20 protein-coding genes are annotated in these 25,015 nt (G+C 66.1%); 1 reads left to right on the plus strand and 19 read right to left on the minus strand.

Annotated features, from left to right (window positions below; all coding sequences use genetic code 11):
* Positions 1-236, minus strand: a 236-nt coding sequence (locus O3669_RS09620; RefSeq protein WP_371524514.1) for a hypothetical protein, incomplete at its 3' end; no start/stop codon positions are given.
* 191 nt (positions 237-427) lie between these two features.
* Between O3669_RS09620 and O3669_RS09625 the strand changes: the two genes are divergently transcribed.
* On the plus strand, positions 428-1,909 hold the full coding sequence (locus O3669_RS09625; RefSeq protein WP_314769641.1) for an alanine/glycine:cation symporter family protein: 1,482 nt from the start codon (positions 428-430) through the stop codon (positions 1,907-1,909).
* Between the two features lie 161 nt (positions 1,910-2,070).
* Here the strand turns inward: O3669_RS09625 and O3669_RS09630 are convergent, their stop codons facing one another.
* The 18 genes from O3669_RS09630 to O3669_RS09715 form a co-directional block, all read right to left on the minus strand.
* A complete protein-coding gene (locus tag O3669_RS09630) occupies positions 2,071-2,898 on the minus strand; it encodes a hypothetical protein (protein ID WP_371524515.1) in 828 nt (275 codons plus the stop codon).
* A gap of 240 nt (positions 2,899-3,138) precedes the next feature.
* Entirely contained in the window at positions 3,139-4,737 is a 1,599-nt protein-coding gene (locus O3669_RS09635) for an alcohol dehydrogenase catalytic domain-containing protein (RefSeq protein WP_371524516.1), read from the minus strand.
* A gap of 108 nt (positions 4,738-4,845) precedes the next feature.
* Positions 4,846-5,868, minus strand: coding sequence for an SDR family NAD(P)-dependent oxidoreductase (locus O3669_RS09640; protein ID WP_371524517.1), 1,023 nt, complete (start codon positions 5,866-5,868; stop codon positions 4,846-4,848).
* A gap of 27 nt (positions 5,869-5,895) precedes the next feature.
* Entirely contained in the window at positions 5,896-7,215 is a 1,320-nt protein-coding gene (locus O3669_RS09645; RefSeq protein WP_371524518.1) for a PHP domain-containing protein, read from the minus strand.
* Positions 7,216-7,375: 160 nt separating this feature from the next.
* Positions 7,376-9,829, minus strand: coding sequence for a thiamine pyrophosphate-dependent enzyme (locus tag O3669_RS09650; protein ID WP_371524519.1), 2,454 nt, complete (start codon positions 9,827-9,829; stop codon positions 7,376-7,378).
* Positions 9,830-9,859: 30 nt separating this feature from the next.
* Entirely contained in the window at positions 9,860-11,227 is a 1,368-nt protein-coding gene (gene lpdA / locus O3669_RS09655; RefSeq protein ID WP_371524520.1) for a dihydrolipoyl dehydrogenase, read from the minus strand.
* A 16-nt stretch (positions 11,228-11,243) separates the two neighbouring features.
* A complete protein-coding gene (locus O3669_RS09660) occupies positions 11,244-12,587 on the minus strand; it encodes a dihydrolipoamide acetyltransferase family protein (protein WP_371524521.1) in 1,344 nt (447 codons plus the stop codon).
* Positions 12,588-12,597: 10 nt separating this feature from the next.
* Positions 12,598-13,347 carry a DeoR/GlpR family DNA-binding transcription regulator gene (locus tag O3669_RS09665; RefSeq protein WP_295919655.1) on the minus strand — a complete coding sequence of 250 codons (750 nt, stop codon included), beginning with the start codon at positions 13,345-13,347 and terminating at the stop codon, positions 12,598-12,600.
* A 333-nt stretch (positions 13,348-13,680) separates the two neighbouring features.
* Positions 13,681-14,112 (minus strand): RbsD/FucU family protein, encoded by a 432-nt coding sequence (locus O3669_RS09670; protein ID WP_371524523.1) that lies wholly within the window; start codon positions 14,110-14,112, stop codon positions 13,681-13,683.
* A gap of 14 nt (positions 14,113-14,126) precedes the next feature.
* Positions 14,127-15,122 (minus strand): LacI family DNA-binding transcriptional regulator, encoded by a 996-nt coding sequence (locus tag O3669_RS09675; RefSeq protein ID WP_295919658.1) that lies wholly within the window; start codon positions 15,120-15,122, stop codon positions 14,127-14,129.
* Positions 15,097-16,506 (minus strand): rhamnulokinase family protein, encoded by a 1,410-nt coding sequence (locus O3669_RS09680; RefSeq protein WP_371524525.1) that lies wholly within the window; start codon positions 16,504-16,506, stop codon positions 15,097-15,099. The genes O3669_RS09675 and O3669_RS09680 overlap by 26 nt, the downstream gene beginning before the upstream one ends.
* A gap of 171 nt (positions 16,507-16,677) precedes the next feature.
* Positions 16,678-18,441: an L-fucose isomerase gene (locus O3669_RS09685; protein WP_314769619.1), complete on the minus strand. Its 1,764-nt coding sequence runs from the start codon at positions 18,439-18,441 to the stop codon at positions 16,678-16,680.
* A 186-nt stretch (positions 18,442-18,627) separates the two neighbouring features.
* The gene (locus O3669_RS09690; protein ID WP_371524527.1) at positions 18,628-19,692 is read right to left on the minus strand and encodes an ABC transporter substrate-binding protein; all 1,065 of its coding nucleotides are present in this window, start codon (positions 19,690-19,692) and stop codon (positions 18,628-18,630) included.
* Between the two features lie 92 nt (positions 19,693-19,784).
* The gene (locus O3669_RS09695) at positions 19,785-20,795 is read right to left on the minus strand and encodes an ABC transporter permease (RefSeq protein WP_295919665.1); all 1,011 of its coding nucleotides are present in this window, start codon (positions 20,793-20,795) and stop codon (positions 19,785-19,787) included.
* Positions 20,792-22,309, minus strand: coding sequence for a sugar ABC transporter ATP-binding protein (locus tag O3669_RS09700; protein WP_371524529.1), 1,518 nt, complete (start codon positions 22,307-22,309; stop codon positions 20,792-20,794). The genes O3669_RS09695 and O3669_RS09700 overlap by 4 nt, the downstream gene beginning before the upstream one ends.
* 173 nt (positions 22,310-22,482) lie before the next feature.
* The gene (locus O3669_RS09705) at positions 22,483-22,854 is read right to left on the minus strand and encodes an MGMT family protein (protein WP_371524531.1); all 372 of its coding nucleotides are present in this window, start codon (positions 22,852-22,854) and stop codon (positions 22,483-22,485) included.
* A 95-nt stretch (positions 22,855-22,949) separates the two neighbouring features.
* On the minus strand, positions 22,950-23,753 hold the full coding sequence (locus O3669_RS09710; protein ID WP_295919670.1) for a glycerophosphodiester phosphodiesterase family protein: 804 nt from the start codon (positions 23,751-23,753) through the stop codon (positions 22,950-22,952).
* A gap of 228 nt (positions 23,754-23,981) precedes the next feature.
* The coding region (locus O3669_RS09715) for a hypothetical protein (RefSeq protein ID WP_371524533.1) at positions 23,982-25,015 on the minus strand (1,034 nt) is incomplete at its 5' end.

The raw sequence follows: 25,015 nt of genomic DNA on the forward strand, positions 1-25,015 counted from the left end.
TTCAAAGGCACACAGAAGAACCTGCATAACTTTCGAAAGGTGTTTCGCGCCAAGTTCCCACGACCAAGCTTCTCGCTTCGTTCGCTGCCGTTCGGCGCAACAAGAAGAACTTTACGCACTTGCCCGCCGATCGTCAAATCGAGGCTTTTTGGCCCCCTCGGCACACACTTCCGCAAGATCCCGCGGTTTTCGGCAAGATTCAGCGCCACATCAGGCCATTTTTCCACGATTTTCATGCCCCAGAACACAGAATGTCACACAAAGTGTGTGCCACGACGCGCTTCAAACCGATCATCGCACACCCCTGACCTGGCGCTATAGCGGGACTATCACATTTTTTGCCCAAAACTTTACCACCCGTTGACCTTGAGGCTATACTCGCCTCATCCAAGCGGCCTCGCCGCCTCCGACAATGCAAGGAACAACGATGAATGGACTCCTGCCCCCGGACTTTGATCTCGCCGGGACCCTGGATACGATTTCAGGCTTCATGTATACGTACCTGCTCGTCGCGCTTCTGATCGCGGTTGGCCTCTTCTTCTTCCTCTTTACTCGCGCGCTTCCGCTGCGCATGTTTATCGAAGCGCTCCGCGTCGTCATGGAGCCCCCGAAGAAGGAAGGCGGCGTGTCCTCCTTCCGCGCGCTGATGGTTTCCACGGCCTCGCGCGTCGGCGTCGGTAACATCGCGGGCGTCGCCACCGCCGTGACTCTCGGCGGTGCCGGCTCTGTTTTCTGGATGTGGGTCATTGCCACGCTCGGCGGCGCCTCGGCCTTCATCGAGTCGACGCTCGCGCAGATCTACAAGAAGCGGGGCCCCCACCACTCCTACGGTGGCCCGGCCTACTACATCCAGACTGCTTTGAAGGCGAGCTGGCTTGCCTACCTCTTCGCAATCGTCTTAATTCTGACCTACATGGGTGGCTTCAACTTGCTGGCCTCCTACAACGTGGCTGACACCTTCATGCACTACAGCTGGGCGAATGCCTGGACGCCGTGGTTTGTCGGCGCGATCCTCGCGGTCCTCATGGCCGCGTCGATTCTGGGCGGCACTCGCCGCCTCACCGACGTGACGGGCTACATGGTCCCGATCATGGCGATTATCTACCTGGGTGTGGGCGCGGTCGTCATCGCCGTCAACTACCAGAACATTCCCGCGATGTTCTCCGCGATTTTCCACGGCGCCTTCGACTTCGACGCCATCTTCGGCGGTTTCGCGGGATCGGCCATGATGTACGGCATCAAGCGAGGCCTCTACTCGAACGAGGCCGGTGTCGGTTCGGCTCCTAACGCTGCGGCCTCCGCGTCGGTGTCTCACCCCGCCAAGCAGGGCCTCGTCCAGATGCTCTCCGTCTTTATCGACACGATGATCATCTGTACCTTCACCGCGTTTGTCGTCCTGTCCTCGGGCGTCGGCTCTGACAACGGCGTGACGGGTGCTCCCCTCGTCAAGGACGCGATGGCCACCGTTCTGGGTCAGCCGGTCGCGCAGGTCTTCGTCTCGGTTGCACTGTTCCTCTTCGCGTTTACCACGCTGGTCGGCAACTTCTACTACGCCGAGGTCAACTTCCGCTTCCTGCTGGGCAAGATCGAGATCAAGCACTGGATGCTCACCGTTTTCCGCCTCGCGGCCGCTGCCCTGGTGTTCTGCGGCGCGCTCCTGAAGTTTGAGGTCGCGTGGAACCTGGGCGACATCCTGATGGGCCTCATGGCGCTCATCAACCTGCCCGTCATCGTGTTCCTCGGCAAGATCGCCGTCGACTGCGCCGACGACTACACCGCTCAGCGTAAGGCGGGCCTCGACCCGAAGTTCCGGGCCTCCTCGATTGGCCTGAACCCCGCAGAGTTGGACTACTGGCAGGATGACGCTCCGGCCTCCGCCAAGGACGCCGCCGAGAAGGCGACCGTCTAAGCGAGCACTGCTCCACACGCTGTGCCCCGGCCTCGTCACAATCGACGAGGCCGGGGCCGGCTTGTGCGCGCGGCCGACCAGAGTGCACCCACCCAGGGAGCCCGGAGGGGCCCACGCCCGGGCACCCAGACGTATCCGAGCTCGGGCCTATACGAGGGGCTCTACGCCGGCGCGTGAGCGAAGCGCGTTCGGATTTGCACTACCCCGGTGTGCCCGCACGCGGACAGGGCTCGAGCCACTGCGTCGGCAGCCCACCCGAGCATCTCAGGGCCCCCGTGTGGGGCACGCAGAGTGGCGGCGGCCCCGAAGGCGAACGCAGAGGACGACTCCACGGCGAGCCCCATCTGCACGGCCGATGCCAAGGCCTCGGTAAAGCCCGAGGGGGACAGGGCCTGTCCCTTGTAGCGCGGGCGCGCCTCGAGGTGAATGAGCGGACCGGGGGCAACCAGGGACAAATCCAGCGAGCCGATCAGCAGGCTGCCGTCTTCCCACGGTTTGTTTGCGGTGGAGCGGGCGTAGCCCGGCGGCAGGTCGAGCTCGAAGACGCACTCGTCGACGCGCACCCGCGCGACGAGCTTGAGGGTGGCCACGGAGGCAATCACAGAGGCCACGAAGTGGATGTGCCTGCCCACGTCACCGAGCCACGTGTCGACAATCGCGTGGCACATCGCCGGGGTGGCGACCGCCGGGGAGGGCTGCCCTGCCGCGCGGGACTCCCCCGGCCCGTCCGCTCCCCCACGCCGGGGTGGCGCGTGGACGTCGCCCACGAAAAAATCGAAGGCGTAGAGGCCGTGGTGGAAGCGGATGTCGTCGTAGTCGATGAATCCCAGCCCCGTGCCAATGAGCACGGACAGGAAGGCATCGTAGAGGCACTCGCTGTCCTGCGCAAAGAGGTCCGCCGCGTGCGGCGTGCGCGGGTCCAGCTGGCCGACCAGCCACGCCTGCAGCGCCACGTAACCCTCGTCTGTCGTGCGACCGTCACATCTCACGGTACCCTCCCCGTTCCGCCGAGCATATGGGTTTGACACCACTATGACAGAAACGAGGGCGCGCGGGGACCACTTTCGCGAGCGAATCCGAGTACCAGCGAGAGCGCGTAGGGGCCGCCGAAACGACACATGGGAGCCTTCTTCCCTCCCACCAGCGCACATGAGCACGCAGCGCACAAGGGGGCCCCGGCCTCGTCCCAGGAACATGAACGAGGCCGGGGCCTATTCGCGCGAGTGCGCTTACTCCGTGGCGAGCAGCGCTTCCTCGGACTCCTTGGTCCACAGGCTGTCCTTCATGGCGGCCGCAACCTGCGGGAACTTCTCGGCCAGGTCGCTCAGCGGCGTGAGGCCCAGGTCGTGCAGGGAGGGGAAGACCATGATCTTGCCGCCCGAGGTGCGGTTGATGACCGAGTTGATGGCGTCGCCGAAGCCCGCCATGCCGGTGACCGCCCACAGGGAGATCGTGGTGTCGATGATTCCGTCCTCGATCTTGCGCAGGACCGTGCGCATGTCGGACACATCAGAACCGGAGGTTCCCAGCATGAAGATCTGGCGTTCGATGATGCCCTGCAGGTCGAAGTCACCGAACGTGCCGGCCGGGATGCCAGCGAACGCGTTGAGGATGCCGCCCTGGGCCAGGAGGTCAACGGCCTGGGAGACCAGCGCGGGGACGGGCACGAGGCACGTCGCGTAGGTGTAGCCGTGCTCGAGGGGCGTCGAGGCGGTGTTGATGATGTCGAGGGGCACGCCGTTCTTCTCGGCGGTCGGGCCGACGACGGCCGCGAGGTTCGCCAGGCGCTCGTCCGACAGGTCGGTGCCGACCACGGAGATGCCGGGGACACCCGAGGTGACGGCGCGCATCGTGTGCATGACGCCCATCGGGCCGGCGGCGCCGACGAAGACGCAACGGTCGTTCTCGCGCAGGTCGCCGTTGGCGGGAATCCAGGCGTAGCCCTGCCGCGGATCCGAGCCGGTCGTGCCGCAGAAGCGAATGAAGTCGTAGTGCACGCGGCCGATGTCCAGGGACACCTTGCGCGAGATTTTCTCGCCGCCCAGGACGACACACATGGTGCCGCGGGTGCCGATCAGGAGCGCGGCCTTCTCGATCGCGTCGGCGTCCGAGCCGAAGAAGACGATGTCGTCGAACTCGCCCTGGACGCCCTCGATGGCGTCGGCGGAGACGCGCACGACCTCGGCGGGCTTGTGCTCGGCGGTCAGAGCGTCGATGTCGCCCTCGCCAACGACCAGCAGGCGTCCGCCGTCGGCGACGTGATCGCGCTCGGCCCACGCGTAGGAGCCTTCGACGGTCGCCCACGGCTCGATGAGGCCCACGGCGGCGGCCGACGGACCCTCCGACACGTGAATCAGGTACTCTTCGCCATCCGGGGACACGACACAGCGCTCGTCGACGACGACGTACTCTTCGAGGGCACCGTCAAAGTTGTAGCCGAAGGCGCCGTTCGACTTGGCGGTACGCAGGTGCTTCCAGTCGGCCTGAACCAGCAGACGGTCGCCCACCTTGTAGTGCGTAACCTTCTCGCCGACCTGCACGACGCGCACCACGGGCTCGTGGCCGGGAGTCACAGCCTCCTGGTTCGGGTGGTAGGACGGGATGTCCTTGAGGGCATCCAGGTCGATGCCGCCGACCACGTCGGACTTGCGCGGGTGGCCATCGAACTGGTGGAGCAGCTTCGTATCGGAGAAGCAGATGCCGCAGGCTTCAACCTCGAGCAAGATCTGCGTCGGGCCAACGGGGTCAACGGGCTTCGCCGGGTTAAGGACGAACTCCTCCTTGCCGACGATCTGAATCGCGTACTGGGTGGAGGGAATCTGGGTCATGACTGACTCCTTGACTAAAAACGACTGGACGTGGGATGAAGGGGGACGAGGCCGGGGCACCCGTGGAGGGGACCGTGACCACCCTGGGTCCCCGGCCTCGAGACGGTGTCAGGAGAGCATGACCTGGCCGCCCGTGACGGGCACGGCCTGACCGGTTTCGTACTCTTGCTCGACGATGTAGAAGATCGCTCGCAGGACGTCGATGCCCTGTGCTCCGCGTCGCATGGGGACCTTGGCCTCGTAGAACTCCTTGACGTCGGCGACCGTCTTGGCGCCGGGGACCTTGCCGGAGTTCAGGTACTGGACGAACAGGCCGCGGTCCGGGTCGGACCAGAGGGGGCCGTCGTAGAAGTTGCCGGGGCAGATCGCGTTGACCTTGACGCCGTGGGCGACCATCTCGAGGGCGAAGGACTGGACCAGGCCGATGCCGCCGAACTTCGAGCCCGCGTAGGCGGCGTTCTTGTTCGAGCCGACCAGGCCGGACTTGGAGTTGATCTGGATGATGTCGGTCAGCCACTCGGGGGCGGTGGAGTGCTGGCGGGCCAGGAGCTGGCCCAGGTGCTTGGTGACCAGGAAGAAGGCCACGTAGTTGATGTCCGTGGACAGGCGGAACGCGGCGGCGTCCTGCTCGAGGACGGAGCCGGCGCGCACGATGCCCGCGTTGGAGACGACCAGGTCGAGGCCGCCGGTGACGCGCTCGATCTCGGCGGCCATCGCGGCCACGGAGTCCTCGTCGGCGACGTTGACCGTGATCGGGTGGGCGACGCCTTCACCGCCGAGCTCGGCCGCCTTGGCTGCCGCGCCCTCGCCGTTCAGGTCGGCGACGTAGACGAAGCATCCGGCGTCCACCAGGCCGCGCGCGATCTCCGCGCCGAAGCCCTGGGCGCCGCCCGTGACGAGGGCGACGCGGCCGTTGATGGCGCGCTCGCCGACGGCGGTAGCGCGGACCTCGAAGGTCTCCTCGCTGACGCGCACGACGACGGGCAGCGCGGTGTCCTTCAGGGTGCAAGGGCACACCTCGGTGAGGGGACCCTCAAAGGTGACGGTCGGCTCGGCCGAGCTGGGGGCCACGATGACGGGGCGGCGCAGCGCCTTGAGGAACAGGCCGCGTACCTCGGGGGCGTTACTCATGATGTCTCTCTTTCTTGACGGTGATCGTCAGTTAATCGATGTGGCTCGGGCGGCAACAGTGGCGGCGTCCTCGCCGTCGGCAATCGCGCGCCCCAGGGGTGCGTACTGGCTGATGCGCTCGGCGAGGGCCTCGGGGGTCAGGCGACCCGTGCGGCCCAGCAGGTGCAGGGAGGGGTCCACGGAGGACAGTGCCTCGTGCGCGACGAGGGCCCACGTGGCCTCGTTGAGGTCCGCGAACTCGGGGCGGCGCAGCTCCTCGCAGGTGAAGCGCTGGCGGGGCTGGTTGATGTCCACGCCCGAGATTTCGAGCATGCCGTGGGCGGCCGCGAGCGCGTGGATGCGCGCCAGCTGCTCGGGGGTGTTGCGCGGGGGCATGTAGGTGACGGCGCGCAGGCCGATGGCCTCCATGTGTTCGAAGAGCTCATCGAGGAAGTCGTCCTCGAACTTTTCGGCCTTCTTGTCCCCCGTCGGGGAGGCGGACACGTCGCCCAGGTAGGCGTAGGTGGCGATCGCTCCGACCGAGTCAGCGAACTCGACGACCTCGGCCGCGCTGGGCAGCTCGTCGGTGGGCTGGATGTAGATGCGGTCCAGGTAGTTGGCCTTGAGGACACCCAGCAGGTCGTACATGAGGTGGGGGTTGTCAGCGTCGGACAGGACGGCGGCCAGGGACGGAGGGATCTCGACGCCCATCTGCGCCAGTCCCTCGGTCAGGGCGGGACCGCGCCCAAATCCGCGGATGAGGGCCGAGGCCATGGCGGCCAGCAGGTGACGCTCGGTAATCCCGCCGCCGTTTTCGTACTGCGAGATGCCGACCATGTCAGCCTGCGGGTCAAAGGGCTCCAGGCCCAGGTCAGTGAGGATCGTGTTGGCGCGCTCGGCCATGGCCAGGGTGCGCGTCAGGCGGGCGGCGCGCTTGGGGGCCAGCCAGGCCGCGACCTTCTCGCGCGCCGAGGCGGGCACGCCCTGCACCGTCATGTAGGCGACACCCTCGGAATCGGGGTTGTTGAGCTTGCGCTGCGCGAGCGGCGTGCCTTCGCCGAAGCGGGCGCGGATCTCGAAGCCGGTGACGGACCCCATTCCCAGGATGGAGGTGGCTTCGCTCATCTCAGCGGCGGCACCGATCGAGTCGTGGTCGACGGAGCCGACGACGCGCAGGCCAGCCCGGCGCGCAAGCAGGGCCGCGTGGGTGGGCGTGTAGGGGCTGAACGAGAAGCAGGTGTGAATGTGGTTGTTCGACTCGGGCACCCATTCGGGGAACTGCTCGGTGGTGGCGACGACACGCAGCGCGTCGATGCGCTGGGCCGGGGTGGCTGCCGGGTCGTTGGTGATGTCCATGGGTTCTGCCATCTCTTCGTTGGGTGGAGAAGTGAAAGGGGATGTTGAGGGGGACGCGAGGCCGGGGCACAGGTGAGGAGGAGATTGCCCCGGCCTCGCGCGGCTCGCACCAGGGAATGCGAGCCTCGGATGGGGGCGGGCTGGAAAGGGGGAACGGCCCGCCCCCAGTGCTTTACAGACCCGCGCGGTTCAGGCGAGCGATCTCGGCCTCGGTCGCGTGCTTCGTGGTGGGCACGTGGCCGGGCAGCGGGAGGATGCGCTCGTGAATCGCGTCGAGGATCCAGGAGACCTGCGGGAAGAAGAACGACTCCATCTCGGGTCCGGGCGTGATGCCGTTGCGCGAGGCGACGACGGCGATCGGCGCGTCGAGCGCGTCGAAGGCCAGGGTCTGCACGTTGGCGGCGACCGTGTTGAGGAAGGAGCCACGCTCGACCGCGTCCGAGGTCAGGACGAGGCGACCGGTCTTCTTCACAGACGCGATGAGCTTGTCGTAGTTGAGCGGTGCGACGAAGCGCAGGTCGATGACCTCGGCGCTCAGGCCGTACTTCTCAGCCAGGACGTCCGCGGCCTCGAGGGCCTTGTACACGGTCGCGCCGTAGGCGGCGATCGTGATGTCGGTGCCCTCGCGGCGGATCGCCGGCTCGCCCTCTTCGGTCTCGTAGTAGCCCTCGGGCACGCCGCCGGGCTCGAAGTCCTCGCCCTTGTCGTAGAGCTTCTGGCTCTCGAGGAACACGACCGGGTCGGTGCCGGCGAGTGCCAGGTTGAGCATGCCCTTGGCGTCGGTCGGGGTCGTCGGGAAGTAGACCTTCAGGCCCGGGATGTGAGCAACCAGCGCGCTCCAGTCCTGGGAGTGCTGAGCACCGTACTTCGCGCCCACGGACACGCGCAGGACGAGAGGCATCTTGAGCAGGCCGGCGCTCATCGACTGCCACTTGGCCATCTGGTTGAAGACCTCGTCGCCGGAGCGGCCCAGGAAGTCGCAGTACATGAGCTCGACGACCGCGCGGCCACCGGCCATCGCGTAGCCGACGCCGGCGCCCACGATCGAGGCCTCGGCGATGGGCGAGTTGAAGAGGCGACGGTAGGGCAGGGCCTCGGTCAGGCCACGGTAGACGGCGAAGGCGCCACCCCAGTCGCGGTTCTCCTCGCCCCAAGCGGCCATCGTCGGGTCGGTCTTGAAGCGGTGCAGCATGGCCTCGAACAGGCCGTCACGGAACTGGTACATGCGCATCTTGGAGACGGGCTTGCCATTCTCGTCGACGGAGGTGCGCACCTTCTTGGCCAGCGCCTTGACGCGCGGGTTGTCCTCGAGGTCGATCTCGGGGGTCGCGTCATCGAAGGCCTCGACCTTCTCGTTGGAGAACATGACGGAGTCGATGTAGCCGTCGGCGACGCGCGGCGTGGCCTCGTCGTCGATCGAGAGCTTGAGGACCTTGACGAGCTTCTCGGTCAGCGAGGCCGCGTAGCCGTCGATCTCGTCCTGCGTGGTCAGGCCGTTGGAGATCAGCAGGTTGCTGTACTCCTTGATGCAGTCCACCTGCTCCCACAGCTCGACCTCTTCCTTCGTGCGGTACGAGGAGGCATCCGACGGCGAGTGGCCGGAGAAGCGGTAGGTGATGGTGTCCATGAGGACGGGGCCGCGGCCCTCCTCGAGGATCTTCTTCTTGCGGGTGGTCGCATCCGCGACGGCCAGCGGGTTGAGGCCGTCGACGCGCTCGGCGTGCATGGCCTCGGGGTTGAGGGCCGCACCCACGCGGGCGAGGACCTCGTAGCCCATGGTCTCGCCGAAGGTCTGGCCGCCCATGCCGTAGAAGTTGTTGAAGAAGTTGAACAGGATCGGCGGGTTGCCACCGTCCTCCTCGCGCCACAGGGAGCGGAACTGGTCCATCGACGCGAAGTTCATGGCCTCCCACACGGGGCCACAGGCCATGGCGGCGTCACCGATGTTGGAGATGACGATGCCGGGCTTGCGGTTGATGCGCTTGAAGAGGGCCGCACCGTTCGCGATGGGGGCGGAGCCACCGACGATCGCGTTGTTCGGGTAGGAACCGAAGGGCAGGAAGAAGGTGTGCATCGAGCCGCCCAGGCCGCGGTTGAAGCCGGACTTGCGGGCGAAGATCTCGGCGAGGGCACCGAAGAGGATGAAGTTCTCGGTGAGGTCCTTCGTGTCCTTGTAGTCGATCTTCTCGGCGTAGGACAGCGTCTCGCCGCCGAGGAAGCCCTTCATGATGCCCTCGAGCTGGCTCTCGTCCATCTGGTGCATGGCCGAGTAGCACTTGGCGAGGATCTCGCCGTGGGAGCGGTGCGAGCCGAAAATGAAGTCATCGGGCGACAGCACGTAGCTCTGGCCGACGTAGGCGGACTCCTGGCCGATACCCAGGTGGGCGGGGCCGGGGTGGTTGTACTCGACGCCTTCCCAGGCGCCGGTCTTCTTGATGGAGTCGAGCATCGACTCGAAGGTGCGCACGACGATCATGTCGTGGAGCATCTGGACCATGCCCTTTTCGCCGTAGCGGGCGATCTCGGTGTCACGGTCGAAGGTGTACTGGTTGATCGGCACCTCGGGGAACTTCACGTACCCGGGGCGACGCACCTCATTGGGGTCGATGATAAGAGACTGAGTCATTGTTCTACTCTTCCTTGACGTAGTTGTTCGTTAGAGCTTGACGGCCCACGCGGCTTCGCGGATGACCTCGGACACCGTGGGGTGCGGGAAGACGACCTGACGCAGGTCCTCGACGGTCAGTTCCATCTCGAGGACGGCCTGCGCGCCCCAGATCATTTCGGCGGCGTACGCGCCCAGCACGTGGATCCCGAGCACCTGGTGGGTCTTGGGGTCAACGAGGATCTTCGCCTCGCCGGGGGCCTTGAAGCCGTTCTCCGCGATGAAGCGGCCCGACATGAGGGCGGGAACCTTAGCGACGAGGACGTCGCGGCCCTCGCGCTTGGCGGCGGACTCGGTCAGGCCCACGCCGGCGGCCTCGGGAATCGAGAAAACGGCCCACGGGACGGTGTGCCAGCGCATGACCTCGCCGCGCTTCTTAGCGGAGGGGTCCAGGATGTTCGCCGAGGCGATCTCAGCCATGCGGTAGGCGGCGTGCGCCAGCAGGGAACGTCCGGTGACGTCGCCGATGGCCCACACATTCGGTAGGTTGGTGCGCATCGTGTCGTCGACGACGATGCCGCGGTTGATCTCGAGGCCGGCCTCCTTGGCGCCCCAGCCCTCCGTCGCGGGACGGCGGCCCACCGCCATGAGGACCACGTCGGCCTCGACGCTCAGCTTCTCCGCGCCCTTGGAGTAGTGGACGGTGCCTCCGTCGAGGGACTCGACGCGGCAGCCCAGCTCGAAGGTCACGTCCTTCATGGCGGCGCGGGCCTTGGCGGCCAGGTCGTCGTCCATGAAGGGCAGGATCTCGGGGGCCATCTCGATGACGGTCACCTGGGAGCCGAGGGTTGCGTACAGGGAGGCGAACTCGACGCCGATGACGCCGCCGCCGATGATCGCGAGGCGGGAGGGGACCTCGGGCAGGGACAGGATGCCCGTGGAGTCGACCAGCGCCGGGTTGTCCTGGGTGCCGGGCAGCGGGGGCATGGCCGGCACGGAGCCCGTGGCGATGATGACATGGTCGGAGGTGTAGGTCGTGCCCTCAACGGTCACGCGACCGGGGGCGTCGAGGTGGCCTCGTCCGTTGATGACGGTCACGCCCGCCTTGCGCTCGGTGGCGGCGACGCCAGCGACCAGGCCCTTGACGACCTGATCCTTCCAGGCCTGCATCTGCTGCCAGTTGACGGCCACGCCCTGCGCGTCCACGCCGAACTGGCTGGCTTCCTTGGCGTGCAGGTAGTTCTTTGCACCGTTGAGCAGGGTCTTGGTGGGGATGCACCCCACGTTCAGGCAGGTGCCGCCCAGGTACTGCTCCTCGACGAGGGCGACCTTCTTGCCCGCGTGTCCGAGGCGCTCGGCGGCCAGGTAGCCGCCGGGGCCCGCGCCGAGGACGATGACGTCAAAATGCGTGTCACTCATGAGTGTTCCTCTTTCCTCAGGCCAAAACGGTCACGTCGATGTTTTCGATGGCGGCGACCAGGTCGCGCAGGAAGCGCGCGCCGTCCGCGCCGTCGATGACCTGGTGGTCGATCGTCAGCGACAGGTTGAGGCGCTGCTCGACGCCGATCGAGCCGTCGGCGGCGACGACCGGGCGCGGGGTGATCGCGCCAACGCCGAGGATGGCCGTCTGGGGCAGGTTGATAACGGGGGTGAAGGTCTCGATGCCGAAGGACCCGATGTTGGAGACCGTGAAGGTGCCGCCGGACAGGAAGTCGGGGGCAATGGTGCCGTCGATCGCGCTGCTGGCGAGGCGCTTGGCCTCGTCGGAGAACGCCTTGAGGCCCAGGGCCTGCGCGGAGCGGATGACGGGAACGAAGAGGCCGCGCGGGGTGTCGCACGCGAAGCCGAGGTGAACCTGCTCGAACTCGGTCAGGACGCCGTCTTCGAGGTGGGCGTTGAACACGGGGTACTTGGGCAGGGTGCGCGAGACGGCGAAGCAGACCAGGTCGTTGAGCGTGATCTTGTTCAGGCCCAGAGCCTCGTCGGCGTTCTTAACCTTCTTGCGCATCGCGAGGATGCCGGCGGCGTTGGCCGTCGTGTTGAGGGTCAGCTGCGCGGTGGAGGTCAGGGACTCCATCATGCGCTTGGCGACGACCTTGCGAACGCCCTTGAGCGGGGCGGAGGTCGAGGCGCCGGGGTACTCGGCACCGGCGGGGGCTGTGAGAGCCGCGGCGGGGGCCGAGGCCTCGGCGGCCTGGGCGACACGACCCGCGTCGGCGACGCTGACGCGTCCGCCGATGCCGGTTCCTTCGGTGGCCTCGACGCCGGCGGCGCGCGCGGCGGAGGTCAGGACCGGACCGGCGGCGATCGCGGCGGCGACGTCGCGCTCGATGACGCGGCCGTGGGGGCCGGAGCCCTCAGAGATTGCCGAGGCGTCGACGCCTGCAGAAGCGGCCAGGGCGCGGGCGCGTGGGGAGACAGCGCCGGTGGCTCGCTCGGTGGCAAAGGCGGGGGCGGCGGCCTGCTCGGGGGCGGCCTGCTCGACGGGGGCTTCCTCGGCCGGGGCATCGCCGCCGGGCACGAGGCCGGAGATGTCCTCGCCGGGGGCGCCGACGATGATGAGGGGGTCTTTGACAGGGACCTCGTCGCCTTCCTCCCACAGGAGCTTCAGGACGGTGCCCTCGGCGGTGGAGGGGACCTCCATCGTCGACTTGTCCGTTTCGATGGACGCGAGGGTCTGGTCGACGGCGACGGTGTCGCCTTCGGCAATCATCCACTCGACGATGATGCATGACTCAACAGAGTTGCCCAGCTGGGGCATCACCACGATGGTGGCCATGTGTTTCCTCCTAGACGATGCGCAGCTTCGTGCGCTCGGCCAATTCCTTGATGGATTCTTCGGGGATCTCATCGTCGGTGATGATTCCGGTGACCTGGTCGATCCCCATGAAGGTGACGAAGCCGGCTTTCCCATACTTGGAAGAGTCTGCTAGCAGCCACGTCTCTTGTGCGCGTGTGCGCATGATGGAGCCAACCTGTCCACCCTCCACAAGTTGGGTGGTCAGGCCGCGATCAACGCTGAATCCGTCGGTTCCAAGGAACGCAACGCGCGCGTTGAAGTCATTGATGGCGCGCTCGGCGACCGGGCCCACGAGGGACTCGGACTCGGCGCGGAAGTGCCCACCCGTGAGCGTGATGTTCAGGTTCGGGTTGGAGCGGGCATTGGCGAAAACGAGGACGGAGTTGGTCAGGACCTGGACTCCGCGCTTGCCGGTGAGGTACTTGACGATGAGGGCGCAGGTCGTGCCGGCCTCGATCATGATCCGGTCGTCGTCGTGGATCATGTCGGCGGCCGCCCGAGCAATGCGCTCCTTCTGGTCCACGCGATCATTTTGGCGCAGGTGAATGTTGCGGAAGGTGGTGGGGCGCGCACCGCCGTGGGTGCGCACGAGGTAGCCCTGCTCGTCGAGCGTCTTGAGGGAGGCTCGCACGGTGACGGGCGACACGCCCAGGTCGGAGGCGAGCTGAGCGACGCTCACCTCACCCTCGCGGGCGAGGCGATCCAGGATGTATTTCGTGCGTTCTTCTGCACGTCCCATGGTCCCACCTCTCGATACATTCGCGACAACCTTCTGTCGCTTTCGCTTTCATTAAGGAAAGAATAGTCATTTAAACGAAAGTACGCAACATCACGCACGCGCGGTGGCCACCTGTTCACCCTCACAGAACAAACGTCCAATCACCCGGCGGACCAAAGGCCCGTTGCCGCACTATGATGCGGATAAACAAGCAGGCGGGCGGTCCTCATCGGACCGCCCGCCCACCGGCGGACTCAGGGAGTCTTGGCACCCGAAACACGGGACGAAACGAAAACGAAACGAAAGCGCAGATCGCCGCCCAAAGAAGCCCAGGCCTCGCGCGTCGGAAGAGTTTTACTCCCCCGGCATCCGCACGCCGACCGTCAGCAGCAGGTTGCCGTAGAGGCGCTGCTCACCGGTCGCCACGATGATGGCCACGTCCTCGGTGCGCGCAGCCTCGTAGAAGTCCCAGCGCGACAGCTCGCCGAACTCCACTCCCGGCAGCGCCGCGCGGAACTCGTCGTGGATCGGAATCTCCACCGGATCGGCATCCACGGCCGGGGTCATGATCTCGGCGCGCTCGATCGGGATCGTGCGCTTGAGAACGTCGAGCACCTGGCTGACATCGAGCAGGCCCGGAGCAAGGTTGAGCGAAATCAGCTCGCAGCGCGGGTTCACGCCCGTCGTGTGCGGGTAGTTCGCGTCCGCCAGCAGGATCTTCGAGCCGTGGCCAGCGGCGGCCAGAGCACGCAGGAACTGGGGATGAGTCATAGGACCGTAGAGCATACACATACCTTTCGTTAGAGATGAGAACTGGCCCGGATGACCAGTTCGGGGTCGATGACGATGTCTTGGGAGGGATCGCCGCCCATGAGCGAGCGCACGAGGCGCACGGCCGTTCGTCCCAAGCGGTCGAAGGGCTGGTGGATTGTCGTCAGCGGCGGCGCGTACGAATCGGCACCATCGATGTCGTCAAACCCAACGACCCGAACGTCGCGGGGTACCACTCCCCCACACTCGTGGATGTAACGCATCGCACCGAGGGCCAGCTGATCGTTCGCAGCCTGCACGCCCTGAGGCAGGCGCCCCGCCGCGCGCATCACGTCGTAGCCGTCGCGAGAGTCCCACGAGTCCGGTGCCAGGACGAGCGGCTCAATGCCGTAGCCCGCGCACGCCTGCTCGTAGCCCAGTCGGCGCATCTGCGCGTCCGACCATCCCGACGGACCCGCGATATGGATCACGTCGGTGAGCCCCTGGGCAAGCAGGTGTTCGGCCGCCAGGCGGGCCCCTCGCACGTTGTCCACCGCGACCGTCGAGATACCGTCCAGGCCCTTTTCGCTCGTCAGCATAAGAACGGTCGGGAAACGCTTACCCGACTCAATCGCGACGTCAATCGTCGGGTCCTGGCCGCCCAAAATGATGACGCCGTCGACGTCGAAGGGTGTGAAGTCGTTGCGCAGCTGCCCGTCGGCCCCGTAGGCGTAGGACAGGGACACGTGGTAGCCCGCTTGCGCGGACGCGTTGAGGATCGACAGCAGCACTGTGCCGTGCCCGTGGAACATGGGCGCGGCCAGGACGACCTGGAGCACGTTCGTGCGCTTGGCCGCCAGCGCACGCGCCGCATAGTTGGGCACGTACCCCAGCTCCTCGACAAGCTTGGAGATCCTCGCCCGCGTCTTTTCGGAGACCTCGGGGTCGCCGCGCACGACGCGCGAGACGGTGTTGGTGGACACGCCGGCCGTGCGCGCGATGTCGGCCAGCGATACCTTCTTAGGCGCTCGCCGGTGTGTGGACATAGGTTGATGCGCTTGCTGCGATGACGGAGGCGCGGTCGGCCTCGGCCAGGGCGCCAATGGTTTCGAGCTGGGCCAGCAGGGAGCCGAAGGTCGAGGCCTCGATGGGTCCGCGAACAACGGTCACGCCCGAGATCTGTGCGGTCAGGTCGCACAGGAGGCGGTTGCGGGCGCCGCCGCCCACGAGGTTGAGCTGGTCGGGGGCGCGTCCCGTCGCCTCGGTGAGTTCGCCGATGGCGCGCGCGTAGCGGCGGGCAAAGGACTCGATGATGACGCGCACATACGCGGCCATCGAATCGGGACGGGCGACCCCCTGGGCTTCCAGGGCCTCGTCGATCTTGCGCTGCATCTCGCCGGGGGTGGCGAATGCCTCACCGTCCGGGTCGAAGACGCCGGGGGCAGGGGGCAGTTCGCGCGCCTGAGCGACCAGCTCGTCGGTGTCGGTGGGCGTGCCCTCGCGCTCCCACTGGCGCTGGATCTCCTGAAGGATCCACATGCCGGTGATGTTGAAGAGGGGGCGCACTCCCCCGTCGGTGCGTCCTTCGTTGGTGATGCCCATGTTGAAAGCGATGTCGCTCATGAGGGGCCGATCCTCGATGGCACCCAGGACGGACCAGGAGCCGCAGGACAGGAAGTAGGCTCGCTTGCCCTCGGCGATGGGCAGGCCGTGAACGGCGCAGGCCGAATCGTGTGCGCCACCGCGCACGACCGTGAGGGTCTCGAGGCCGGGGACCGTGCAGGGGCCGACGACGGTCCGGTCGGCGCACAGCTCGCCGAACCAGGTGCGCGGAATCTCTAGGCGAGCGAAGACCTCGTCGTTGAAGTCGGTGCCGCCCGGGGTCAGCAGGCCCGAGGTCGAGGCGATCGAGCGCGACCACCCCACCACGCCGGTGAGGCGGTAGGCGAAGTAGTCGGGCAGGAAGAGGGCGGTGCGCACGCGGGCCGCGCCCTCGGGGTCCTCGCGCAGGAAGGCGAACAGCTGGTTCGCCGTGTTGATGGTCGCCGGCTGGTTACCGGTCAGGTCGAAGAACTCGCGGTCGGCGATGCGGTCGCGGAAAGCGTCCAGGGTGCGCGAGGTTCGCTCGTCTCGGTAGGCGATGACGTCCCCGACGAGTTCGCCGTTGTCGTCAAGGGGTGCCCAGTCCACGCCCCACGTGTCAATCGAGACGGTCTTGGCGTCGGGGAACTGTTCGAGGGCCTTCTTCAGGCCGATGATCGTCTCGGCCTCCATCGTCGCCACGTCCCACGTGAGCGTGCCGTCGGCGCGACGGCGGGCCTCGTGCTTGAAGCGGTGAATATCCGTGACGTCGAGGCGTCCGTCGGTCAGTGTTCCGGCAAGGACTCGTCCGGAAGCGGATCCAAGGTCAACAGCAAGTACGGTGGTCATTGAAGGTCTCCTGGTCAAACGCCCTCGCTCGGCGTGTCCCGTCATTGGGATGGTAGTGCGGTTTTCCTCATCGGCGAGGCCGGGGCCACATCCCGGGACCGGGTCTACCCGGTAAGGGGGCCCGTTCGGGCTCGGGGAGAGAGGAACCCGAGCCCGAACGGACAGTGTGCATCAGCGGTACATCGGACCGAAGGTCTGGCAGGCGCGGAAGTCAGCCGCCTCCAGGGAATCGGTGCCGAACAGCGACCACGCCTTCGGGCGGAAGACCCGCTCCTCGGGAACGTTGTGCATGTTGACCGGGATGCGTAGCATCGACGCCAGCGTGATCAGCTGGCCGCCGATGTGGCCGTAGGAGATTGCACCGTGGTTGGCGCCCCAGTTGTTCATGACGTCGTAGACGCTCTTGAACGCGCCCTCACCAGTGAGGTTAGGGACGAACCAGGTGGTGGGCCACTCGATGTTGGTGCGCTCTTCGATCGTGAAGGCAACCTCGTCGGGCAGCTCGACCGTGTAACCCTCGGCGATCTGCAGGACCGGGCCCAGGCCTCGGACCAGGTTGATGCGGCACATCGTCACGGGCATCTCGCCCGAGGTACGGAAGTGCGTGGAGAAACCGCCGCCACGGAAGTAGCCGGTCGAGGCCGGGTGGAAGGTCGTCGCCTCGAGCGTGGCCTCGCGGTCCTCCTCGGTGAACTCGTACCAGGGCTTGATGACGTTCTTGCCGTCGCGCACAGCCTTGCCGGCGCCGTCCAGCGTGGTGGAGCCGGAGTTACGCAGGTCGAGCAGGCCGGCGGCCGCGCGGCCCTCGGGCTTCCAGCCGGTGGCCTTCTCGATCGACTCGGGGCTCCAGTAGGTGCGCACGTCGGAGAAGATCTGCGGCGTGTTGGTCAGCAGGTAGCCGAAGAGCATCGAGGCGCCGTTGAGCGAATCGTTCTCGGTGGCCACGACGGAGGGCTGGCGAATCCCAGTCCAGTCGAAGTTCGTGTTGAGGATCGTCTCGAGCACGTCGCCGTTGGGGAAGTGGTCGGTCCACTGACGCTGGCCCTGGAAGCCGGCGGCAAGGGCACCGTGGCCGCCCGCCTCTTCCTCGAAGCCCAGCTCAGCCAGGCGCGGGTTGCCGTGCATGAGGTCGCGGGCAATGAGCGTCATCTTGGTGACGAACTTCCACCAATCCTCGTGCTTCTCGGGGTACTGCCACTCCGGCGGGTTCCAGTCCTTGCCCTGCTTGAAGTTCTCGCGGATCCACTGGTACGCCTTCTCGTACTCTTCGTGGTCGTAGATGCCCTCTTCAATGCGGCGGGTGAACTCGGTCATGTCGATGTACTCGTTACGCATGCCGAGGTAGGAGCCGAAGAAGTCGGGGTCGACAACGGAGCCGGCGATACCCATGGAGACGGAGCCCATGGACAGGTAGGCCTCGCCCTTCATCTGCGCGACGGCCAGGCCGGCGGTCGCGTAGTCGAGGAGGCGGGTGCGCACGTCCTCGGGGATGGAGGTGTCGTCAGCGTCCTGCACGTGCTCGCCGTAGATGCCGAAGGCGGGGATGCCGATCTGGGCGTGGCCAGCCAGGGCGGCGGCCAGGTACACGGCGCCGGGGCGCTCGGTGCCGTTGAAGCCCCAGATAGCGTGAGGCATGGCGGGGTCCATGTCGGTGGTCTCGGTGCCGTAGCACCAGCAGGGGGTGACCGTCAGGGTCAGGCCAACGTTGTTCGCGCGGAACTTCGCGGCGCAGGCCTGTGCTTCGTGGACGCGGCCGATCGTGGTGTCAGCGATGACGACCTCGACGGGGCTGCCGTCCGGGTAACGCAGGTTCTCGGTGAACAGGTCGGCGACGGACTTCGCCATGTTCATGGTCTGCTCTTCAAGGGCCTCGCGAACGCCCTTGCGGCGACCGTCAATGGTGGGGCGGATACCGATACGGGGGTGGTTTGTCATTTTTCCTTCATCCCTCATGAAGACGTCGATGTCGGAGCGCGGGGGCGCCGGCCCCCTCGGATCCATTGATGGTAAACGTGCCGGGTCCGCAGGTCCCGCCCCGACCATTCGGAGCGGGACCTGCGGCGGGCCACCGGTTCAGTGTGTCATCCCCGGCCCGGCCTCATGCCCAATGGAGCTATCAGCTCACTCGTACAGGTTGGCCTTGATCTCGTCGGAATCGATGTTCGACTTGTCGTACCAGGCGAAGCCCGAGTCGATGACCTTGGGCAGCTCGGCGCCGTTGATCGCGGCGACAGCAGCCTTGACCGTGTAGTAGCCGATCTTGACGGGCGACTGGGTCACGGCGCCAGCCTCGGAGCCGGCCTTGATGGCGTCGATCTGGGTCTTGCCCGAGTCGAAGCCGACGACGGTGACGTCCTTGCCGGTCTCCGCAACGCCCTGGACGATGCCCGAGGCCGCGGCCTCGTTGGAGCCGTACATGCCGACAATGTCGCTGTTGGCCTGGATGATGGACTTGGAGGTGTCGGCGGCCTTGGTGACCTCACCGGCGATCTGCTCTTCCAGCAGCTTCAGGTCGGAGGGGGCGTTGGCCGTGAAGTACTGCTTGAAGCCATCGCAACGCTGCTTGCCCGTGGTGGAGGTGGAGTCGTGGCAGACCATGCCGACCGTGCCCGACTTGCCCTTGAGCAGCTCGATCATGTGCTGGGCGGCCTCTTCGGCAGCCTTGGTGTTGTTGGTCTGGACCGTGGTCACCGGGATCGAGGAGTCAACGCCGGAGTCGAAGGCGACGACCGGGATGCCCTTGCCGTGGATCTCGTTCAGGAGGTCAGCGGCGGCGGCCGAGTCCAGCGCCGCGAAGCCGATGGCGGCCGGGCCGGAATCCAGGGCGGACTTGAGCTGGTCGGTCTGCTCGGTGACCTTGGTCTCGTCCTGCGGGCCGACGAAGCTGACCTTGTAGCCAAGCTCGTCGCCTGCCTGCTCGGCGCCTTCCTTCACGGCCTGCCAGAAGCGGTGCTGGAAGCCCTTGGAGACCAGGTAGATGGTCTGGGTGCCATCGCCCTTGACAGCGGCCTTCTCCCAGTCCTGCATCTCGCCGGAGGTGTCAACCTTGGAGGCACCCGACGACTCGGTCTTGGTGGAGGAGCCGGAGGAGCCTCCGGTGGCATCCGTTGAGGTCGAGCAAGCTGCCATGCCCAGGGCAAGGGTGCCGACGGCGGCGGCGGCGACGATACGTCCGATGGGGCGCATTGGTGTTCCTTTCGTGGGGCGGCGGGAGGGTCCCGCCTACTGGGGAGTGAACCGACATCGGTTCACGGGTTGTACATGAGATGGACTAAGAATCAGGCTGCGTTTTCGCGGATGCGGCGCAGGTTGTCGATAACGACCGCCAGGAGCAGGACGATACCGGTGACGACGAACTGCCATTCGGCGGCGATACTCATCATGGTCAGACCCTTCTTCAGGGTTTCCATGAGGATCGCGCCGACCAGCGCGCCGGGAATCGAGGCGCGGCCACCCGACAGGGATGTACCGCCGATGACGGCCGCGGCGATGACGTTGAGCTCCATGCCCACGCCCTCAGCGGGCTGAACGAGGCCACCACGGGCCGAGTAGAGGACCGCGCCGACGGCCATGAAGGCGCCTGCAACGACATAGATGATGATCTTCCACATGCGCACGTTGACGCCCGACAGGCGCGTGGCTTCCTCGTTGGAACCGATCGCAAGGGCGTAGCGGCCCAGCAGTGTCTTGTTCATGAGGAAGGTCGCCAGGACCGTCAGGACCAGGAAGATGACGATCGAGTTGGCCACGCCGGGGATCAGCTTGCCGGCAGCGATGAACTTGTAGCCGGGGTTGGCGATCGTGATGGAGGACTTGTTCGAGATGATCAGCGCGAGGCCTCGGGCGACCATCATCATGGCCAGCGTCGCGATGAAGGGAGGCAGGCCCAGGATCGACACGTTCAAGCCGTTGATCAGGCCGATCGCCATGCCGACAAGAAGCGTCAGGAGAAGGCCAAGGCCCAGCGGCAGGTTCATCCTGTCGCCCGCCAGGAAGACGCCCGCCATGACGGCGACGAGGCTCAGGCCCGTACCGACGGACAGGTCAATGCCCGAGGTCGCGATGACGAAGGTCGCGCCGAGCGCCATGACGCCCGTGAACGCCGACTGCAGGACGATGTCCAGGTAGACGTTGACAGTTGCAAAAGCAAATTTCGGCACTGCGACACTGAAGAATGCCAAGACCACGAACAGGGCAACTGTGACGAGCAGCAGCTGCATGTTCCTCTTCAGGAAGGCCGCGACAGGCGACGGCGCCTCGAGGCCCTTGTTGTCGACGACGGTGCTCACGCGTTTACTCCGTTCGCTTCTTCCTGGCCGACGGTGGCCAGTTCCATGATGTTTTCTTGGGTGGCTTCCTCATTGTCGAGGGTGCCAATGATGCGGCCGTGGGCCATGACGGCGATGCGGTTCGCCAGACGCAGGACCTCGGGCAGCTCCGAGGAGATGACGATGATCGCCTTGCCCTCCTTGGCCAGGTTTTCCAGCAGGGTGTAGATCTCGTCCTTCGCGCCCACGTCGATGCCGCGGGTGGGCTCGTCGAAGATCAGAATGTCCGTGTCGCGCTCAAGCCACTTGGCCACGACGACCTTCTGCTGGTTACCGCCCGACAGGCTGCGGACCTCGACGTCAACGCTCGGGGTGCGCGTGCGCAGCTTCGCCACGTAGTCCTGGGCGACTGCGCGCAGCTTGTTGGTTGCGACGACCGACGCCTTCGTGAAGTGGCTCATAGCGGCCAGGCCCGTGTTGAAGGAGATGTCCTTGTCCAGGAGCAGGCCGAACTGCTTGCGGTCCTCGGACAGGTAGCCAATGCCGTTCTTGACCGCATCCGACGCGCTCTTGATCGACACCTTCTTGCCGTGGACGTAGACCTCGCCTTCCGTGTGAGGGTCCGCGCCAAACAGCGCGCGGGCAACCTCGGTGCGGCCGGCGCCAACCAGGCCAGCAAAACCGAAGATCTCGCCCTTCTTCACCTCGAAGGAGACGTCGTGAACGGCCTTGACGGTCGAGAGATGCTCGACGCGCAGGACGGGCTCGTCCGACAGCGGCTTGGTGGTGGGGCGCGCGTCGGCGGGAACCTCGCGGCCGACCATCAGCTTGACGACCTCGCGCATGGGCGTGGTGGCCGTGTCGACCGTGCCGACGTACTTGCCGTCGCGCAGCACCGAGATGCGGTTCGTCAGCTCGGTGAGCTCGGGCATGCGGTGCGTGATGAAGATCAGACCCGTCGTCGGGCAGACGAAGTCTCGCACCAGCTCAAACAGCGACTCGGTCTCGGTCGTGGTCAGAGGAGCCGTGGGCTCGTCCATGACCAGGATCTTCGAGTTGAAGGAGAGGGCGCGGGCGATCTCGACCATCTGCAGGCGGGCGACCGGCAGGTCGCGGCAGTGGGCGGTCGGGTCGATCTTCATGTTGAGGCGCTCGAACAGCTCGTATGCGTCGCGCACCATCTTGCGATCATCGATGTAGGACCACTTCGAAGAACCCGGACGGCCGAGGTACAGGTTCTGGGCGACCGTCAGGTCGGGAACGATGTTGAGTTCCTGGTGGATAATCGACAGACCCAGATCGCGGGCATGATCCGGCGACTGGATGTCAACTTGCTCGCCCTGCAGCCAGATTTCTCCGCCCGGGTCCGCCTTGTGGATACCGGTGAGTACCTTCATGAGCGTGGACTTGCCCGCTCCGTTCTCACCGCAGAGACCCAAGACTTCACCGGGGCGAAGGTCGAGGTCCACGTCGGACAGCGCCTTCACGCCGGGGAACGTCTTTGAGATCCCCTTTAGCTCTAGTAAGTTCGTCACTTCTCACCCCTTGGGTACCAGTAACTTCTCTGTTTCTGGAGTTTGCTCCCCCGGCGTCGTTAACGCTAACGGTAACGGGTCCGAGAGAACGCCCTCTTCGGCGTCCCCTTAAGAGTAAGTGATCTGATGACTCTTCGCGAGTCAAATGATGGCTCACGTAACCGAATCGAAATTTAATCGACAGTCGATATTCCTGACAATTCCGCGCTTTTCCCCAGCTCTGCAACCACGGCTTGCGCGACACCGTCGAGCCAGCCCTGATCAACAACGCACGTGTTCAGCGCCACTTTTGCCCGCTCACGATCGTGAGGGATACCCTCCCGCTTCCACTCATCAATACCCTCACCACGTACGGTTGTCGGAAAAGTTCCGTGAACGTTCACGACTCGCCACCACGGAACGCCACCGCCCCAGTCATGCATGATGCGGCCGACAACGCGCGGGCCGGTCCCCACCGCGCGCGCGATCATCCCGTAGGTCGCCACCCGGCCCGGCGGAATCTCCTCCACAACGCGCAGCACCGCCTCAACCAGTTCCTCGCGCACAACCCCTCTCCTCTCGCGCCGATCCCGACAACGCAGCCACGGCCTCGTCCCCCGGGCCCGGGCGCACCCACGGCAGGCGCGCCCGGAGCACGCACCTAGGGGTGAACCTTCGACGGCGAGGACACCATCAGGCCGGTCGCACCGGCCGCGAGCGCCTGCTTGGCCTGCCCAGGATTCGTGATGATGTGCGCGATCGTCGGGCGCTTGGCCGCCTTGAGCGCGCTCCACACCTCCGGGCGCGCGTTCCACTCCATCCCCAGCACATCCCACTGCGAGAGCGTCACCGACGCCAGCTCGTTGGGGTAGAGCATCGCCATCGTCATATACCCGCGGGCCTTCGCGCGAGCCGAGCTCGTACCCTTCGCGAACGTCTTCCACAGGACGCGACGCTCAGGGTGACCGCCGAACGCCCGGTGCAGGTACTCGAAGAGCTCGGCCTCCGCGGCCAAGTCCCCCTTGTTCTTCTGGTCCTGGGACGACGTCGTCTTATGGTCGATCGCGAGCACCACGTTGGAGGGAATTCGCTCCACGATGTCGCTCAGGCGCAAGAACGGGCCCGAGGCCTGACGCAGCTTACTGAGCGTCGACCACGGAGTGTTCCAAATCTGATAGTCCGTCCCCGGCACGGTGCGCGTCGTCTTCCAATCGTGGATCGCCACGAACTCGCCGGAGGCGCAGCGGCGCACCGAGACCTCCAACGCCTTGAAACCCGCGCGCAACGACGCATCCAGCCCCTGGCGCGTGTTCTCGGGAAACTCCGTCCCACCCATTCTGTGGGCAATGTAGAACGGGCGACCGGCCAGGAGCCTTTTGACATAGTGCGGGCCGAGGGCATCCACCTCCTGATCCACCGCCGTCTCAGTCCCCATCGTGACGTCGCTGATCGATTCGTGTGCCATGCGTGCTTTCCTTTCGAATTGTTGGCGCATCTGCCAGGCCGGTTCCAGCTAGCGGCTCGCCCGGCCTTGACCGAAGCGAACACCCGGACCGCCGGAGCATCAACGCACCTGGAAACGACAGTGAATTATAGGCCCGAGTCGTTTGTCAGGTCCCAGCCTGGCAGCGATTGCGTCTTGACAGATGCGCGCCATCTCGCCTCATTGCCGAGGCGTGCCCGGGTTGGGCAATCAGGCGCGCGGATCGTCCGGCAGTTCAATCATCTTCGCCACCGCCCACAGCACTGCCTTGGGGTCCACCGGCACAACCGCCAGGTCCGTGGGCTCAATCCGATCGAAGCCAGCGTCCGGCCCCTCGGCCGAGGAATCCGATCCAGAGAAGTCGGCCATGGCCTCGTCCCGGGGAGCGGCGGGCTCCCCCACCGTCGCCACCCCGAGCGCGTTGCCGACCTGATAGGTCATGCCCGCGACGTCGAGTACCCTCAGCTCCGAGTCCGCGGCGTCCCAGCCGGCGCTCTCACGCGAACACGAAAAGGTCAACGCGTGGAAATCCCCCGCGCGCAACGCGTCTCCCAGGGGCGATCCGACCGGGGAGACCACGGACAGGTCCATGAGCTCGCGGAACGTGCGCGTCAGCGGCCGCTGCCCCATCAGCATCGCCTTCTCCGGCAGCCACCGCAGCCCGTCCACCACGCCCGTGCGCGGCCCCAGCCGCGTGTACCCGCGTACAAAGCCAACGATCTCGCTGGGGAGGATCTCGTCGACCTTCACGGAGCGGTTGGTGTGCAGCTCGACCAGGGCACGCTCGTCATTGAACCACACGCGCATGAGACGAGGCCTGCGCCAGCCACGCGAATGAACCGCCCACACGTCCAGGCGGCGCGACGCCCACGCGCGCGGCGACGCGGCCCAGACGGCCTCCGGGCCGTGTGTCATCTCCTCTTCGAGGCTCAGATAGCGCCGCCGTTCGAGCGTGACCTTGCCGAGGTGGCGGGCCGTGAAACGCGGCGGGAAGGGCTCGCCGGGATCGGGACTGCCCCACAGCTGCTCCACCGTCACAAGCCGATCCCGGTCCCGGGGGCCGCGAGGCGTCTCCTGCCAGCGCCGCCACGCCTGCGCGAGCGTGCTGTAACGCTCCTGGAGCGCCGCGGTGCGCGCCTCGTCGGGAGGCTCGATGCCGCGCGGCCTCACGTCGGGCCTCTTGCCCGCATCCGGGCGCGTGAGGACGTGAGCGCCGTAAGCGAAAAGGGGGTTAAGGGTCAAAA

This window comes from Pauljensenia sp. 20925_1_34, from assembly GCF_041432775.1.
Taxonomy (GTDB): domain Bacteria; phylum Actinomycetota; class Actinomycetes; order Actinomycetales; family Actinomycetaceae; genus Pauljensenia.

What these genes read in the sequence shown, in the direction of transcription:
- O3669_RS09625 (WP_314769641.1), top strand. Translation starts at nt 428, where the DNA reads ATGAATGGACTCCTGCCCCCGGACTTTGATCTCGCCGGGACCCTGGAT.
- O3669_RS09635 (WP_371524516.1), bottom strand. Translation starts at nt 4,737, where the DNA reads ATGACCCAGATTCCCTCCACCCAGTACGCGATTCAGATCGTCGGCAAG.
- O3669_RS09640 (WP_371524517.1), bottom strand. Translation starts at nt 5,868, where the DNA reads ATGAGTAACGCCCCCGAGGTACGCGGCCTGTTCCTCAAGGCGCTGCGC.
- O3669_RS09645 (WP_371524518.1), bottom strand. Translation starts at nt 7,215, where the DNA reads ATGGCAGAACCCATGGACATCACCAACGACCCGGCAGCCACCCCGGCC.
- O3669_RS09650 (WP_371524519.1), bottom strand. Translation starts at nt 9,829, where the DNA reads ATGACTCAGTCTCTTATCATCGACCCCAATGAGGTGCGTCGCCCCGGG.
- lpdA (WP_371524520.1), bottom strand. Translation starts at nt 11,227, where the DNA reads ATGAGTGACACGCATTTTGACGTCATCGTCCTCGGCGCGGGCCCCGGC.
- O3669_RS09660 (WP_371524521.1), bottom strand. Translation starts at nt 12,587, where the DNA reads ATGGCCACCATCGTGGTGATGCCCCAGCTGGGCAACTCTGTTGAGTCA.
- O3669_RS09665 (WP_295919655.1), bottom strand. Translation starts at nt 13,347, where the DNA reads ATGGGACGTGCAGAAGAACGCACGAAATACATCCTGGATCGCCTCGCC.
- O3669_RS09670 (WP_371524523.1), bottom strand. Translation starts at nt 14,112, where the DNA reads ATGCTCTACGGTCCTATGACTCATCCCCAGTTCCTGCGTGCTCTGGCC.
- O3669_RS09675 (WP_295919658.1), bottom strand. Translation starts at nt 15,122, where the DNA reads ATGTCCACACACCGGCGAGCGCCTAAGAAGGTATCGCTGGCCGACATC.
- O3669_RS09680 (WP_371524525.1), bottom strand. Translation starts at nt 16,506, where the DNA reads ATGACCACCGTACTTGCTGTTGACCTTGGATCCGCTTCCGGACGAGTC.
- O3669_RS09685 (WP_314769619.1), bottom strand. Translation starts at nt 18,441, where the DNA reads ATGACAAACCACCCCCGTATCGGTATCCGCCCCACCATTGACGGTCGC.
- O3669_RS09690 (WP_371524527.1), bottom strand. Translation starts at nt 19,692, where the DNA reads ATGCGCCCCATCGGACGTATCGTCGCCGCCGCCGCCGTCGGCACCCTT.
- O3669_RS09710 (WP_295919670.1), bottom strand. Translation starts at nt 23,753, where the DNA reads ATGGCACACGAATCGATCAGCGACGTCACGATGGGGACTGAGACGGCG.